The sequence below is a fragment of the Streptomyces sp. NPDC094448 genome (genome assembly GCF_044763775.1).
Classification (GTDB): Bacteria; Actinomycetota; Actinomycetes; order Streptomycetales; family Streptomycetaceae; genus Streptomyces.
Map to the genome: position 1 here is coordinate 74,705 of NZ_JBIWGU010000012.1, position 14,347 is coordinate 89,051.

A 14,347-nucleotide genomic window follows, 5' to 3' on the forward strand; every position below is an offset into this window, starting at 1 on the left:
TCCGGGCGGTCTCCGGCCCGGCTGGATCGCCCGCACCGGGCCGTCGCGGCGGGTCCGACCTTACGGGCGCCCGGGGACGTCGCCCGCAGACGCGCCGAGGAAGTGGAACCCGGGCCGTGGGTGCATCAGGAAGTCGTGGTGCGAGATGTTCCAGGCGTACGCGCCCGCCAGGGCGAACGCCACCCGGTCGCCGGGCCGCAGCCCCGGCGCCGGGACGCCGCGCGCGAGGACGTCCTTGGGGGTGCAGAGCTGGCCGGTGAGCGTGACCGTGCCGCCGGACTCCGCGGGGGCGTCCGGGCCGCCGGACCGGTCGCCGTCCGGCCGGCCGGGCACCCGGGCCTCGTGGGGATCCCGGTCTTGGGGCCGGTCGCGTACGGGCAGGACGGCACACGGCTGGTCGTGGCCCTTGGTGGCCGGTGTGCGCAGATGGTGGGTGCCGCCGCGGAGCACGGCGAAGTAGTCGCCGTGGCTCCGCTTCACGTCGAGTACCTCGGTGGCGTACCAGCCGCAGTAGGCGGTCAGGGCCCGGCCGGGTTCGATCCGGAGCACGGTTCCCGGGTGTTCGCCGGCCAGCCGGTCGAGTCCGGCGCCGAGGGCCGTCCAGTCGAAGCGGTCGGCGGGCCGCGTGTAGTCGACGGTCATTCCGCCGCCGACGTTGACTTCGGGCAGCGGCAGGCCGTGGCGGGCGGCGAGCGCCGCGGACCAGGTGACGACGGAGCGGGCGAGCGCCAGGTGCTGGGGGGCGGTGAGCCCGCTGGCGAGATGGGCGTGGACGCCGTGCCACCGCAGGGCCGGGCCGCATGCTCCGGTGAGTTCCCGCAGCAGATCCTCCGCCTCGGCCGGGTCGATACCGAAGGGCGACGGGCTGCCGCCCATGGTCAGGGCGCTGCCCGCGGGCAGTCCGCCGGGTACCGGAAGGTTGACCCTGAGGAGCACACCGGCGGGGGGCCTGCCGCCGCTTCCGGCCCCGGCCTCCCGGGCGAGCCGGGCGAGCTGCCTCAGGTCGCGGGCGCTCTCGACGTGGAAGCGAGCGGCGCCGGCCCGCAGGGCGGCCGAGGTCTCCTCGGGTGTCTTGCCGGGCCCGCCGAAGGCGAGGGGGCGGCCGGGTACCGCGGCGGCCACATGGGCCAGCTCGCCGCCCGAGGAGACCTCGTAGCCGTCGACGTACGGGGACAGGACGCGCAGGACGTCCGCTTCCGGATTGGCCTTGGCCGCGTAGTACAGCTCGGTACAGGTGCCGAGGGCGGCGCGGATCGCGGCCGCGTGGTCGCGCAGGGCGGCGAGGTCGTAGACGTACGCGGGCAGCTCGCCCGGGCTCAGGGAGCGGATGAGCCGTTCGACGGGTCGGGGGACCGTGACCGGGGCGGGTCCTGGGGTCATGAGGTGCTCCGTTCGGCGTCGTTGCGGGTCGCCTGGCGCAGGACGTCCTCGGCGAGCGGGGAGGGCAGCCGGACGTATCCGGCGTGCCGGTCGGCGGCCCTCTCCCAGCGGGTGAGGAGGTTGGCCTTCGCGGGCAGGGGTACGCCCGCCAGCAGGGCGCTCAGCTGCGGCGGGCAGCCGTGTTCGTCGGCGTACCGCCGGACGGTGCGGCGGACCTCGGACCAGAGTGCGGCCTCGGTCTGCGGATGGAGGTCCGCGAGGGCGGCGAGCAGTTCCGCGACATGGTTGACGAACAGGCAGTACACGACCCGGTCCCAGCCGCGCCGGGCGTCGTAGGTCATGGGCGCCGCGACCGCCGGGGGCAGGGCGGCGAGGGCCGCTGCGTGGTGTTCCGGCAGCAGTTTGGTGCCCTCCAGATCGCGGAAGAGGATCTGCGCCGGGCGGCCGTCGTCGCCGACGCCGACGACGACGTTCTGGAGGTGGGGTTCGAGTACCAGTCCGTGGTCGAAGTAGGCGGCCAGGACGGGCGGGACGAGGAGGGCGAGATAGGCGCGCCACCAGGCGAGGGCGGCGGCGGGGTTTCCGGCGGGCCCGAGGGCCGAGATGTGTCCGGGGCCGGTGGGGTACTCGTCGGCGACGGAGGCGGCGAGCAGCGGGGTGACGCCGGGCCTCAGCCGTTCCTTCAGTCCCTCGCGGACGATGACGCCGAACCCTTCGAGGAGGGCGGTGTCGGGCCGTCCGCCGGGCCCGGGGACGGCGAGGCTGCGGTAGGCGGGCTCCCGCAGGACGCCGCTGCCGGGGAAACGGGCCGCGAGGTCGTCGAGGGCGGGGCCGAGGAGCCTGGTCAGGGCGACGGCGCCGGAGAGTTCGTAGGCGGAGTTCTTGCGCAGGCAGTTGGTGATGCGGACGTTCAGGCTGAATTTGAGGAACGTCTCGCCGTCGTAGAGGGTGCGGACGGACGCCGTGGGGGTGAAGGGCCGCCGTCCCGTGCCGAGGTCGAGGACGTCCCCGGCGGCCAGCAGCGGGCGCAGTGCGGGGCCGAGTTCGGCGTACTGCCAGGGGTGTGCGGGGAGCAGCCGGTATCCGGGCGGTACGGGGGCGAGCCGGTCGAGCGGTGCGGTGCCGTGCGGGGGCTCCGGGTCGGCGTGTTCTTCGGCGACGAGGTGGTGGCGGACGGCGAGCATGCGCAGCGGGAAGGAGACTCCGGCGTCGGGGGCGTAGCTGGACCAGGCGGCGGGGTCGCCGCCGTGGGCCTTGGGGGTGGGGTGGAAGCGGTGGCCGAGGACGAGGGACTGTTCGGAGGCGAGGTAGTCGTCGAGTCTGCGGTCGTCGCCCGCGGTGGCGCGGCGGCGGTGCGGGAGGGCGCTCAGGGCGGCGGAGACGCCTCGGTGGCTGGCGCTGATCTGGGCGAGGAACTCGTCGTTGGGCACTCCGGTGCGCAGGGACAGTTCGGCGTGGGTGTGCTCGGCGAGGCGCCGCCAGCCGACGGCGGTCCAGGTGCCGTCGCGTTCTTCGCTGACGGGTCCGGAGAAGCGGTGGGCGCCGAGGAGGGACGTACGGCGCAGGGCGACGCGGAGCAGTACTCCGGCGCGGGGCAGGCGAAGCAGCAGCCGTCCGCCGCTGACCGCGGTCTGCCGTTCGGGTCCTGAGACCTCGCGCAGGAGGCAGTTGAGGAGCGTGTGGGAGACGGCGTCCCCGGGGGTGGGGAGTCCGGCCGGCGGGCCGGCGAAGGGGGTGGGGCGGTCGGATGTGGTGCTGGTCATCGAGGGTCACTCCCCCGCAGCAGGTAGTTGGGTCCGGTGGTGTAGTGCTTGTTGATGTCCAATGCGCCTGATCTCTCCTTGGCCAGCAGGGTGCCCGCCGTGACCATGGCCTTGACGGGCAGTCGGGCCGCGTCCAGTACATGGGTGCGCAGCAGGGCGCCCATGTCTCCGGGTCCGGTGCCGAGGCGCTGTGCGCCTTCGGCGATCCGGTCGCGTATCAGCCCGAGCAGGTGGTGGAGGGGGGCGTGGCCGTGGCGGGCGAGGCCGAAGGCGTAGGCGCCCGCGCAGAGGTGGACGGTGATGGTGGTGAACAGGTCGAGCAGGGCGCGGTCGTCGCGGGTGACGATGCGCGGGTCGCTGAAGTCGAGTCCGGGGGTTTCGCCGAGGGCCGCGCGCAGCCGGGCGGGGTGGATACGGGGGCCGTCGTTGTCCTTGAAGAGGAGGCGGGGTCCAGGTGTGGCTTCGTCGGTGCCGTCGTTGTAGAGGAGGGTGATGTTCTGCTGGTGGGATTCGAGGGCGATGCCGTAACCCAGCAGGGTGGTCGCCCAGTCGATGAGGCGGGTCAGGACGGCGTCGACGAGGGCGACGGTGTCGCCGCCGTGGAAGCGTTCGGCGAGCCGGTCGGCGACGAGGCCGCCGCCGGGGGCGGGGGCGAGCAGGGCGGCCAGCGGAACGGCGGTGGTGGTGTCGAGTCCGGGGGGCTGGCGGCGGACGAGGACGGCGAGGAGTTCGTGGCCGGCCTGGGCCCAGACGGTTTCGTCGGCGTGCAGGACGGTGGTGCGGAAGCGGGGTTCGCGGGCGGCCACGGCGGTCAGGATGTGCTGGACGGCGGCGCCGTCGGCGAGGGTGCCCGGTTTGATGGTGCGCCGGTTGAGGCGGCCGAGGGTGGCGGTGGCCAGGGGGGTTTTGAGGTGGACGGCAGGGTCGCCGGTGAGGGCGACGGTCCGCATGGAGAGCGTGGGGACGACGTCGTGGTGGGGCTCGGGGGCGAGGTGGGCGCGGCCGGTGAGTCCGGCGGCGGCCAGGGCGTCCGCCAGGGGGGTGCCCGCGGTGAGGGGGTGGACGGGGAGGGTGCGGTGGCTGTCGTCGAGCCGGGCGGGCAGGCCCACGGCGGACGGCGGGGGGCAGAGGCCGTCGAGGGGTCCGGTTGCGGTGAGGGATTCGGCGGGTACGGCGAGCCACCGCAGGGGGAAGGTGGGGTGGAATTCGGGTGCGTAGGCCCGGAGGTCGGCCGCCGTGAGGCCGCGCCGTCCCCGGCCCGCCGGGTGGACGGGGTGGTCGAGCCGGGCGGCGAGGGTGTCGAAGGCCAGCGCGGCGACCGGTCCCGTCCAGTGGGCGGGGTCGGCACCGTAGCGCTCGCAGAGGCGGCCGCGGACGGCGGCGTCGGTGGCGCGGTGGAGCCGTACGGTGGTCTCCGCCTGCCGGCATTCGTCCTCGAAGTCGGCGTAGCCGGGCCGGTCGCGGGGGTCGGCGAGGGCGCCGAGGGCGCGCAGTACGGCTTCGGTGGTGGTCAGTTCGGTGCCGTCGGACTCGCGGCGCAGCAGCGGGAGCCGGGCCTCGGTGCCGTACTGGAACGCGGGGGCCGCGGTGCGTACGGGCAGCAGCAGGGCGTCGTCCTGTGCGGGCAGCCGCAGCCAGGTGCCGTCGGGCAGGTCGACGCGGGTGGTGCGGCTCCGCAGTCCGACGGCGTCCTCGCGCAGGAGGGTGCTGAGGACGTCGAGGAGTACGGGGGCGTCCGTCACGGGGTGATCTCCCAGCTCTGCCGGGCGAGGAAGCCGGTCACGGCCCGGTCCACGGCGGACTGGTCGGGTCCGGTGGCGCGGACGGTGCCCAGATAGTCGCGGTTGGTGCGGTACAGCGGATGCCGTTCGCCGACGGCACGGGCCGGACGGTATGTCAGGGTGACGTCGCCCAGGGTCAGATCGGCCGGTCCCGGGGCGGCGGTGAGGGTGCCCGCGCGGTCGGCGACGGGATACTCCAGCCGGGCGGCGCCGCCGGTGCGGGCGCCGAGGTCGGCGGGGAGGCGCCGGCCGAGGTGGACCAGGAGGACATGGGCGAAGAGCGGGATGCCGAGGAGGCGCTGGAGTATCAGATCGCCCTGGTCGCCGATGGAGCGGTAGTTGACCTCGATGATCCGGGCGCGGCCCTGGTGGACCACGAATTCGGTGTGGCAGACGCCGAAGCCGACGCCGAGGGTGTCGAGGGCGGCCAGGACCTGGGCGACGACGGGGGCGGGGTGGGCGGGGACGTAGGTCAGCCGTTCTTCGATGAAGTAGGGCAGCGGTGACAGGTCGGTGCGGAAGCCGCCGACGATATGGAGGCGGTGTCCGTCGCCGAGGGTCTCCAGGGTGCCGAGTTCGCCGGGGAGGTACTCCTCCGCGACGAGGGCGGCGCCGGGGCGCCGGGCCCTGATCTCGGCGCAGTGGCGGAGGAACGCGGCTTCGTCGCCGATATGGACGACGTCCTCGCTGGCGACGCCTTCGCGGGGTTTGAGTACGCAGGGGTAGGGAACACCGGTGAGCGCGGCGGGATCTTGGTCCGGGGCGAGTTCCACGCTGTGGACGCGGTGTTCGCCGGTGGCCGCGAGGGCGCGGCGCATCTGGGCCTTGTCCTTGGCACGGAGGGTGGCGCGCCAGTCCTTGGCGGGCAGGCCGAAGTAGTCGGCGGCGAGGGCGGTGACGGTCTGGAGGTGGTCGCTGTTGCTGAAGACGGCGTCGGGGGCGCGGTGCGCGGAGATGGTGCTGATGACCGCGTGGTGGTCGCGGACGTCGCACTGCAGGACGGTGAGGCCGGGGTGGCGGGCGCGGTGGGCTTCGGGCTGGTCGGTGAGGAGGGTGAGGTCGAGGCCGAGCTGTGCCGCGGCGGGCAGATAGCCCTCGGAGACGGCGTCGGTGGGGTTGAGGGCGAGGAGGTAGAGGTGGCGCCCTGAGACCGGGCCGGACTCCGGGCCGGGCCGGGGGGCCGGCGCATCGGTCGGGGCAGCGGACGGGGCATCGGACGGGGATCGCGGTGCCGGGGTGGTACGGATGGTGGTGCCGGTGGGCCGTGGGGACTCCCCAGGGGGGTCCGTACGGTCGGTGGACGGTGTGGTCTGCATGGTCTGCATGGGTGAAATACTTCCGCGCGCCCGGTCGGTGGGCAGGGGACGGGGGACAGCCGTCAGGGGGTGCCGGCCGGCGGCGGCGCGGGTACCGCGGCCCGTGGCGGGCCGGGGGGCGGCCCGCTCGGCGGCGGGTGCGGCAGTCCCGGTGACAGGCAGGGGGGCGACCGGCGGCCCGTCCCGTGGTTCGTTCCGACAGGAGGCGGTCCGGTCGCTCTGGATCATGCGCCGGAGCTTAGGTTAGGCATCCCTAAACATGCCAATTGGGCGGGCCGGAGGCTCAGTTCGCACGCGTGAGGACGATGTGGTTAAGGTGAGCCTTACCTTTCGCTTTCCCGGGCAGTGCCTTCCGCGCCTGCCTCTTTCCGCCTTTCTCCTTGTCTTTATCTGCATCTGCCCCTCCCGCCTTGCCCGCGCCGCCTCTGCGTTGCCCTGCACCGCCCCTCCACCTGCCCGTTCGACTGCCCCACCGCTGTTCGACCGCTGTCCCGGCCACGGCCGGGCCTCCTCCGTTCCGCCGTTCCGTGTCCGCCGGTTCCTCCACGAGGTCCGGACCGTCCACCGCGAACGAATCCCGCTCCAAGAGGAGTACCCGTGCCTCTGGCCCCGGCGCCCGCACCTGCCGGAGCTGCCCTTCGCCGCTCCAACCCGCTGAACGCCACCTTCCGCAGGCTCGCCGCGGTCTGTGCGACGCCCCGGATCGACGTGGCGCCGCCGCGCACCCCCGCCGGCCGCGGCTGGACCTGCGGCGCCGAGCTGGCCCGGGAGCCCGCCCTGCTGGAGGCCTTCCTGGCGGCGGAGTCCGAACGGATCGAAGAACTGCACGGGCGGACCGCACGCCCCGACGTGGTGGCCTCCCGGGCGCTGCACTCCTGCCTGTGGGCCGTCTGTCTGCTGATCGCCGGGCCCTGGTACCTGGAGCGCCGGGTGCCCCTGCTGCGGCCGGAGGACGTACGGTTCGGCCGGACGCCCGGCATCCTGGCGGTCGTTCCCGGCCGTTTCGTCGCGCTGCCCGGGGATCCGGCGGCCGGCCGTCCCGGAGTGGAGACGGCCGCGGACGAGGAGGCCCTCCGCCACCGGCTGCGGGAGTCGGTGGCCGACCAGGTCCGGCCGCTGCTGGCCGCGATGGGACCGGGGCTGCGGCGCGGTCCGCGGGCGCTGTGGGGCATGGTCGGCGACGATCTGGTGTCCGCCGTCTGGTACACGGGCCGGATGCTGGGCGAGGAGGAGCGCGCCGTGTACGAGGCGGGGGAACTCCTGCCGGGACCCGTCGGCCCCTTCCTCGGCGGCGCCGGCTTCCGGCGGCTGACGGGCCGTGACGGGCGGACGTACCCGACCCGCACCCGGATGGGCTGCTGCCTCTACTACGCGATCCGGCCCGACGAGGCCTGCGGAACGTGCCCGCGGACGGGCGATGCGGAGCGGTTGCGGCGGCTGGAGGGCACCGCCTCCTGACTCCCGGCGGTCCGGAGTGCGCGACGCGCACTCCGGAACCCCCTCCGCCGACCGGCGGTTTTGGTACATACGGCCCATGCATCCGGAAACGCTCATTCTGATCATGGCCGCAGCCGTGCTCGCCCCGTTGCTGGCCCATGCCGCGGGGCGGTGGATCCGGGTCCCCCTGGTCGTCTTCGAGATCGTGCTGGGCATCCTCATCGGACCGGACGTCCTCGGCTGGGCACGGCCGGACGCCGTCGTCGACACTCTCTCGCACCTGGGCCTGGCGATGCTGATCTTCCTGGCCGGGTACGAGATCGACTGGGGCGCCGTCCGCGGTGACACGCTCAGCCGGGCGCTGTGGGCCTGGCTGGCCGCGCTGGCGCTCGGGCTGGGTGCCGCCCTCGCGCTGACGGCCGGTGACACGGCGACCGCCGTGGTCATCGGTACCGCGCTCACCAGTACGGCGCTGGGGACGGTCCTTCCGGTGCTGCGGGACTCCGGCGATCTCAAGGGCCGGTTCGGAACCGTGATGCTGGCGTTCGGCGCGGTCGGCGAGTTCGGGCCGATCATCGCCATGGCGCTGCTGCTGAGCGGCCGCAGGCCGGCCGAGTCCGTCGCCCTGCTCGCGGGGTTCGCCGTGGTGACGGCGGTGGCGGTGCTGTGGGCGCTGCGCCCGCGTCCGCCCTGGTTCTCGCGGGTGGTGCGGGAGACCCTGCACAGCAGCGGTCAGTTCGCCGTCCGGTTCGTGATGCTGCTGCTGGTGTCGATGCTGGCGCTGTCGGCGGTGTTCGGTCTGGACACGCTGCTCGGGGCGTTCGCCGCGGGCGTGCTGACCCGGATCGTCCTCGACCGTGCGGCGCCGGAGAGCTCCGGGGAGGTGGTCGGCCGGATCGAGGCGATCGGATTCGGATTTCTGGTGCCGTTGTTCTTCGTGGTCACGGGGATCGAATTCGACCTGGCGTCACTGCTGTCCGGCGGACGGGCACTGGCGCTGCTGCCGCTGTTCCTGGTGCTGTTCCTGCTGGTACGGGGAGCGCCGGCCGTGCTGCTGGCACCCCGGGACCTCGGGCGCGGCGACCGCCGGGCGCTGGGCCTGTTCTGTGCCACCTGTCTGCCGCTGGTGGTGGCCATCACCACCATCGGACTCGACCGGGGAACCGTCACACCGGGCGAGTCCGCGGCGCTCGTCGGGGCGGCCATGGTCTCCGTCCTGCTCTTTCCGCAGTCGGCGCTGCGGCTGCGGGCCGGGCGCGGCAAAGCTCCCCGGGCCGCGCTGCGGGGCGAGGGTTCCGAGGCCTGGTGAGCGTGCCGCCGCGGCGTCCGCGGCGGCAGGCCCGGCCACGGCGCAGGGCTGCCGGACCACCCTTCTTCGCGCGGGCGTACGCCCCTCCGGAACCGGCCGTGTCCGCTGCGCGGTGTGCGCCGCCGCGCGACCATGGAGGAAGGCGCCCCCGGGAGGCCCCCATGGAGTACGCAGAGGTATACGAGCTCGTCTTCCGCGCGTCCGCGGCAGAGGACGACGTCGTCGTGGTGCGCCGCACCGACCGCGCGGGAGCGGGCGGCCATCCGGTGTACGAGGACGACACGGGCATCGTCCGGGCGGAGATCACCCCGGGCGGCGAGGTGCGGATGCTGGCCAGCGGCGGGCACCAGGCTCCGGGAATGCCGGTGACCGTAAGGCCGCTCGCCGTCTGAATCCGGTACGCCGCCCACCGCTCTCACTCCCCCGGGTGAGCGCCGCGGTCGCCTTGTCCCGGCTCCGGCCGGGGGCCGCCGGGAGGCGGGGTTGGCCCCACACCCCATTCGGGCTTAGGTTAGGCAAACCTAAGTTTCCCAAGGTGTGGAGATTCCGCATGCGCTGGTTCAACGCCCCCCTCGCCCGGCCCACGAGCGCGGAGCGGATCAGGACGATCCTGACGGCGGCCGACTCGATGACGGTGGTGACGGACGAGGGGCGCGCGGAGGTCTCCCGGCTCGGCGGCGCGGGCGTGACCGAGCACATCCATCTGCACCCCGCCGACCACGGCACCGAGGGGCAGGGACCGTACGGCCCCGGGATCACCCGGGCGGTACTGGAGTTCACCGATATCGCCCCCACGCCGGTGCGGGACCGGGTCCGCGCCCGGGTCCTGCTCACGGGGTGGCTGCTGCCGGAAGGGGAACACCGGGGCACGGACGGCAGCCGCTGCATGGAGTTCGAACACGCGGTACTCGAACGGGCGGGTGAGCGGACGAGCGTCGGTCTGCTGGAGCTGATGGAGGCGGAGACCGACCCGCTGGCCATGTGCGAGGCGGGCATGCTCACGCATATGACCGACGACCACGGAGATGTGGTGGACGTCCTGTTGGGGCTGGCGGAGCGGCGGCGGGCCGACGCGGTCCGGCGGGCGCTGCCGCTGGCGATCGACCGCTACGGCATCACGCTCCGTCTGGAGTACGCCGAAGCCCACGAGGACGTCCGGCTCGGATTCTCCTCGCCGGTCCGGGATCCCGATCAGGCCGGTGAGCGGATCCGCGCTCTGATGGACACCGCCCACGGCCGGTTCCGGGGACGGTCGCTGCGGGACTCCTGAGACCTCGGACAGCGGGTGCGGTGCCGAACCGGAGGCCGTACGGAGACGAGAAGGGCGGCGGGCGCTCGGGCCGCCGGGGTCCACCCGAGGCGGTATCCCCCCACAGCGCGCCCTCACGCCCCGCCGCGCACGGACCCGGGCCGGGCCTCCGTCACCGGCGGAGGCCCGGCCCGCTCCGTCCGGCCGTGCGCCCACGGGCATCCCGCGCGGGCGTCCGGGAACGGACGCAGCGTCAGGTATGCCGTGTCCGGCCGCTGCGCATGGCCGCCGCCGTACACGCCAGTCCGAGCAGGAAGGTCAGACCGCCGAGAACGGCATTGGTCCAGATGACCCCCTTGTCGGGGCTGGAGCCCACGACCCACGGCGCGATGATCATCCATGCGCCCATGACGCACATGGCCCAGCTCAGGCCGTACATCCGCTGGGGCATGACCGTGAATCCGAGCGCGAGCACCACGATCGCGACACCCATGATGAGGTTGTGCGTCGCGAGAGCGGGCTGGCTGCCCGAGAAATGGACTATCCACGGAGAGATCGCGCAGGCCAGACCGACCAGGAACAGCGGTCCGTCGACGAGCGCGACATCACGCCCGCCGAGCACGCGGGCATAGCGGTCCCGCATTTCCGTGACGTCGGGATGATCTGCCAGATCTCCCCTGTGTGAGACGTCGGCCATACGACTCGCCTCCTTCGACGGTGCGTCTGTACGTCGACCGAACTGCGCGGCTCCTTCGCCACACACTTCCATTTTGCCCTTATATGTTCCTTATGCACAGCGAAAGGGGGCAAGAACTTCCGCAGGGAGTCCCCCGCCCCCGGGTCGGTCCACCGAGCGGATTCACTCGGAAGCCCTACCGGAGTGGCATCCCTGGCCGGGGAAGAGTGCGCAGGTCACGTGGTACGCATCGGGAGGGGTTCGCTCGTTCGGCGGAGCCCGTACCGATTGCGCTGCGTAAACCACATTCACACGGTGAGTGCGAGAGACCGTCCCATCTCCGGAAGGAACCCCCTATGCGTCTCGCACCGGTGACGCGCGCACTCGTCCCCCCGGCACTGTGCGCCGCCTTCGTCCTCACGGCGGCCGGCCCGGCGGCCGCCTCCCCACCGGGGTCCGCGCCGCCGGCCGCCACGAATCCGGCGGAGCCCGCCGCACCGGACCGGGCCGGGGCGGCACCGGCCACGGTGGCCGCCCTGCTGGAAGACGCCCTCCGCGCGCGGGGCGGACAGTTGCCGCCGGCGGTGGCGGCCGAGCACCTGGATCGGGTCGATGCGGCGCTCGTACAGGTGAAGGAGGAGGCCGGGAGCGGGGCGGACGGGAGTTCCGCGGTGCGCGCCGGGGCCGTGGACGATCTGGTGGCCGCGCTGCAGACGGCCGTAGACGATCTGGTGGCGGCGGCGACGGCGGGTGTGTCGAGCACGGTCACCGCCGTGGGGCAGTTGGTGACCGCGCTGGTCAACGCCCTCACCGCAGCCCTGTCCGGGATCACCGTCCCGACCGTTCCACCGGTCACGATTCCGCCGGTGACCATTCCGCCCGTCACCGTTCCGCCGATCACGATTCCGCCGGTGACGATCCCGGCCGTACCCGTGGTGACGGTCCCGCCGGTCACCGTGCCCCCGGTGACCGTGCCCGTCGTCACGGTCCCGCCGCTGCCGACGCTGCCCTGACCGCTCCACCGCTCCACCGCCCCGCCGCACGGCGGGGCGGTCCGGCAGCCGATCCGGTCGCACCCCCGGCGGACGTTCCGTGCAGACGCGCTCTGCCGGCAAGCACATGTATCGGCTGTTCGCCCGCTGTCGCGGGCGGGGGCCGGAATCGCGCCGCGACCCGGCCGTCCGGCGGCGATTTCCCGCCGCATTCGGCCCTCCTGCCCGATTCAGCGATTCCGTGGCTGGGCCAAGGGGGTCGAAGGTGCGCAACAATGGGCCCGTGTTGGGCAACCTTCCCGAGGAATCGACCAGTTTCGTCGGACGGAACTGGGAACTGTTCCGGCTGGACCGGGCATTGAGGAAGCACCGCATCGTCACCCTCGTCGGTCCCGGCGGCGTCGGCAAAACACGGCTGGCGCTGCGCGCCGCCCATCAGGTAGCCGAGGGCTTCTCCGACGGTGTGGCCTGGGCCGAGCTGTCCCCGCTCTACGGGGACCGACTGCTGCTGGCCAGCGTCTCCGACGCCTGCGATCTGGCGGATCACACCCCCCGGATGCCGGTCGACGCGCTCTGCGAGTGGCTCGCCAGAAAGCGGCTGCTGCTGGTGCTCGACTCCTGTGAGCATCTGGTCGACCCGGTCCGGGTGCTGATCGGGGATCTGCTGACCGCGGTCCCGGGGCTGACCGTGCTGGCCACCAGCCGTCAGCCGCTCGGGCTGGAGGACGAGCGGCTGCTCGACCTCGAACCGCTGCCGGTCGACGGGCCGGACGCGCTGGAACTCTTCACCCAGCGGGTCCTGGCAGCGGGCGGCTTCGTGCCCCCCGAGACCGAGCCGACGGCACCGCCGCCGACGGCCGACGGCACCGGCACCGGCACCGGATCCGATGACGTGCCCGTCCCCTGGTCGGATGACGGAGCCCGGGCCGCGCGGTGGATCTGCCGACGGCTCGACGGCATTCCACTGGCCCTGGAACTGGCCGCGGCGCACGCCGGGCGGACCAGCGTGGCGGAGGTGGCCGAGCGGCTGACGTCCCGCTTCGACGTGCTGGAGGCGGATGAGGGGCTCCCGGTCCGGCCGGAGCGGCACCGGACGATGCGTACCACGATCGGGTGGAGCCACGAGCTGTGCGCCCCGGTCGAACGGCTGCTGTGGGCCCGGCTCACGGTCTTCCGGGGCGATTTCGACGAGGCGTCCGCACTCGCCGTGTGCGCGGGCGGCCCCCTCGACTCGACGACGATGGTCCCGCTGCTGGAGCGGCTGGTCAGCATGTCCGTACTGCGGGTCGTCAAGGCACCGGACGGCGACGGCATCCGCTACCGGATGCTGGACACCATCCGGGAGTACGGGGAGCTGTGGCTGAGCGCGCTGGAAGAGGACACGGTCCTGGCTCAGCGGCACGCCGAGTACTTCTTACGGTTCGCCCTGCGCGCCGACCGCGAGTGGCTCGGTCCCGAGCAGGCCCGCTGGTACCGGCGGATCAGCGCGGCGTACAACGAGCTGTGCGCGGCTCTGGACCACTTCCTGCGCCACTCCCCCGAGCGGGCGCTGCGGCTGGCCGGGTTCGTCGGCTTCTTCTGGAGCTGCTGCGGCCACCTCCACGAGGCCCGCGAGTACCTCCAGCAGACCCTGGACGCCGATGCGCGCCCGGGGCCGGACCGGACACGGGGGCTGTGGGCGCTGGGGGTGACGACCACCCTTCAGGGGGACTACGAGACGGCCCGGCGGGTGAGCGACGAATGCACCGCTTCGGCCGCAGCCGATCAGGAGACCGAGGGGATTCTGGCGGCGGCCTACCTCTCCGGGCTGATCGACCTGCTGACGGGAAGTCCGCTGGACGCGGAGGCCACCTCGGTCCAGACCCTGCATGCGGCGGGCGGACAGCCCTTCGACTCGGCCGCCCGGCTCCGCTGCTCCCTGGTGAAGGTCTTCGCGCTGACCAATCTGGAACGGCTCGACGAGGCCAGAGAACTGGCGCTGAGCCTGCGGGCGGGGTGTGTGGAGCGGGGCGAGTCGTGGACCCGTGCCTATCTGGACTATCAGCTCAGTCTGATCGCGCTCTTCCGGGGCGACTCGCTGGACGCGGCGGGGCATGCCCGCGCCATGCTGGAGGGGAAGCACGGCATAGGGGACAACTTCGGTATCGCCCTGGGTCTGGACGCGCTGGCGGCGGCGATCGCCGCGGCGGGCGACGGCGAGCGGGTGGGCCAGGTGTACGGCACCGGGCAGGCGTTCTGGAGCACGGTCGGCCATCCCCAGCAGGGTACGCCGGAGCTTCGGGCCGTCCGGGAGGCGTGCGAGCGGGTCGCGCGGGAGGGCGTCGGGGACGACGTCTACGAGCGGGCCTATCAGGAAGGGGCTTCCTACGGTCTGGACGCGGGGCTGAAGGCAGCACTGGGGCCCCCGTGCTGAGTCCGCGCCCCCTGGTCCGGGCCGGGCGTAC

The 14,347-nt window shown here is 73.5% G+C and carries 11 protein-coding genes; 6 read left to right on the plus strand and 5 right to left on the minus strand.

Annotated features, from left to right (window positions below):
- Positions 1 to 60: 60 nt before the first annotated feature.
- From ACIQ9E_RS23450 to ACIQ9E_RS23465, 4 genes are read right to left on the minus strand one after another with little or no spacing between them, the layout of a single operon-like run.
- Entirely contained in the window at positions 61 to 1,380 is a 1,320-nt protein-coding gene (locus ACIQ9E_RS23450; protein WP_403709977.1) for a type III PLP-dependent enzyme, read from the minus strand.
- Positions 1,377 to 3,143 (minus strand): IucA/IucC family protein, encoded by a 1,767-nt coding sequence (locus tag ACIQ9E_RS23455; protein ID WP_403709979.1) that lies wholly within the window; start codon positions 3,141 to 3,143, stop codon positions 1,377 to 1,379. Before ACIQ9E_RS23455 ends, ACIQ9E_RS23450 begins: the two co-directional genes overlap by 4 nt.
- Complete coding sequence (locus tag ACIQ9E_RS23460; RefSeq protein WP_403709981.1) at positions 3,140 to 4,885, minus strand: IucA/IucC family protein; 1,746 nt, start codon at positions 4,883 to 4,885, stop codon at positions 3,140 to 3,142. The genes ACIQ9E_RS23455 and ACIQ9E_RS23460 overlap by 4 nt, the downstream gene beginning before the upstream one ends.
- Positions 4,882 to 6,249, minus strand: coding sequence for an acetyl-CoA carboxylase biotin carboxylase subunit family protein (locus ACIQ9E_RS23465; RefSeq protein ID WP_403709983.1), 1,368 nt, complete (start codon positions 6,247 to 6,249; stop codon positions 4,882 to 4,884). The genes ACIQ9E_RS23460 and ACIQ9E_RS23465 overlap by 4 nt, the downstream gene beginning before the upstream one ends.
- A gap of 588 nt (positions 6,250 to 6,837) precedes the next feature.
- Here ACIQ9E_RS23465 and ACIQ9E_RS23470 point away from each other — a divergent pair.
- The 4 genes from ACIQ9E_RS23470 to ACIQ9E_RS23485 all read left to right on the plus strand — a co-directional run bounded on the left by ACIQ9E_RS23470 (position 6,838) and on the right by ACIQ9E_RS23485 (position 10,256).
- Entirely contained in the window at positions 6,838 to 7,698 is an 861-nt protein-coding gene (locus ACIQ9E_RS23470; protein WP_403709985.1) for a (2Fe-2S)-binding protein, read from the plus strand.
- A gap of 76 nt (positions 7,699 to 7,774) precedes the next feature.
- Complete coding sequence (locus tag ACIQ9E_RS23475) at positions 7,775 to 8,986, plus strand: cation:proton antiporter (RefSeq protein ID WP_403709987.1); 1,212 nt, start codon at positions 7,775 to 7,777, stop codon at positions 8,984 to 8,986.
- 161 nt (positions 8,987 to 9,147) lie between these two features.
- Positions 9,148 to 9,378, plus strand: a complete 231-nt coding sequence (locus tag ACIQ9E_RS23480) for a DUF6296 family protein (RefSeq protein WP_403709989.1) — start codon at positions 9,148 to 9,150, stop codon at positions 9,376 to 9,378.
- A 158-nt stretch (positions 9,379 to 9,536) separates the two neighbouring features.
- Entirely contained in the window at positions 9,537 to 10,256 is a 720-nt protein-coding gene (locus tag ACIQ9E_RS23485) for a DUF2470 domain-containing protein (RefSeq protein ID WP_403709991.1), read from the plus strand.
- A gap of 232 nt (positions 10,257 to 10,488) precedes the next feature.
- On the opposite strand, the gene ACIQ9E_RS23490 is transcribed toward ACIQ9E_RS23485, so the two are convergent.
- Positions 10,489 to 10,932: an SPW repeat protein gene (locus tag ACIQ9E_RS23490; protein ID WP_403709993.1), complete on the minus strand. Its 444-nt coding sequence runs from the start codon at positions 10,930 to 10,932 to the stop codon at positions 10,489 to 10,491.
- Between the two features lie 335 nt (positions 10,933 to 11,267).
- Between ACIQ9E_RS23490 and ACIQ9E_RS23495 the strand changes: the two genes are divergently transcribed.
- Together ACIQ9E_RS23495 and ACIQ9E_RS23500 are read left to right on the plus strand one after the other, a co-directional pair.
- Positions 11,268 to 11,924 carry a hypothetical protein gene (locus ACIQ9E_RS23495; protein ID WP_403709995.1) on the plus strand — a complete coding sequence of 219 codons (657 nt, stop codon included), beginning with the start codon at positions 11,268 to 11,270 and terminating at the stop codon, positions 11,922 to 11,924.
- A 262-nt stretch (positions 11,925 to 12,186) separates the two neighbouring features.
- Positions 12,187 to 14,316 carry an ATP-binding protein gene (locus ACIQ9E_RS23500; RefSeq protein WP_403709997.1) on the plus strand — a complete coding sequence of 710 codons (2,130 nt, stop codon included), beginning with the start codon at positions 12,187 to 12,189 and terminating at the stop codon, positions 14,314 to 14,316.
- Positions 14,317 to 14,347 lie beyond the last annotated feature (31 nt).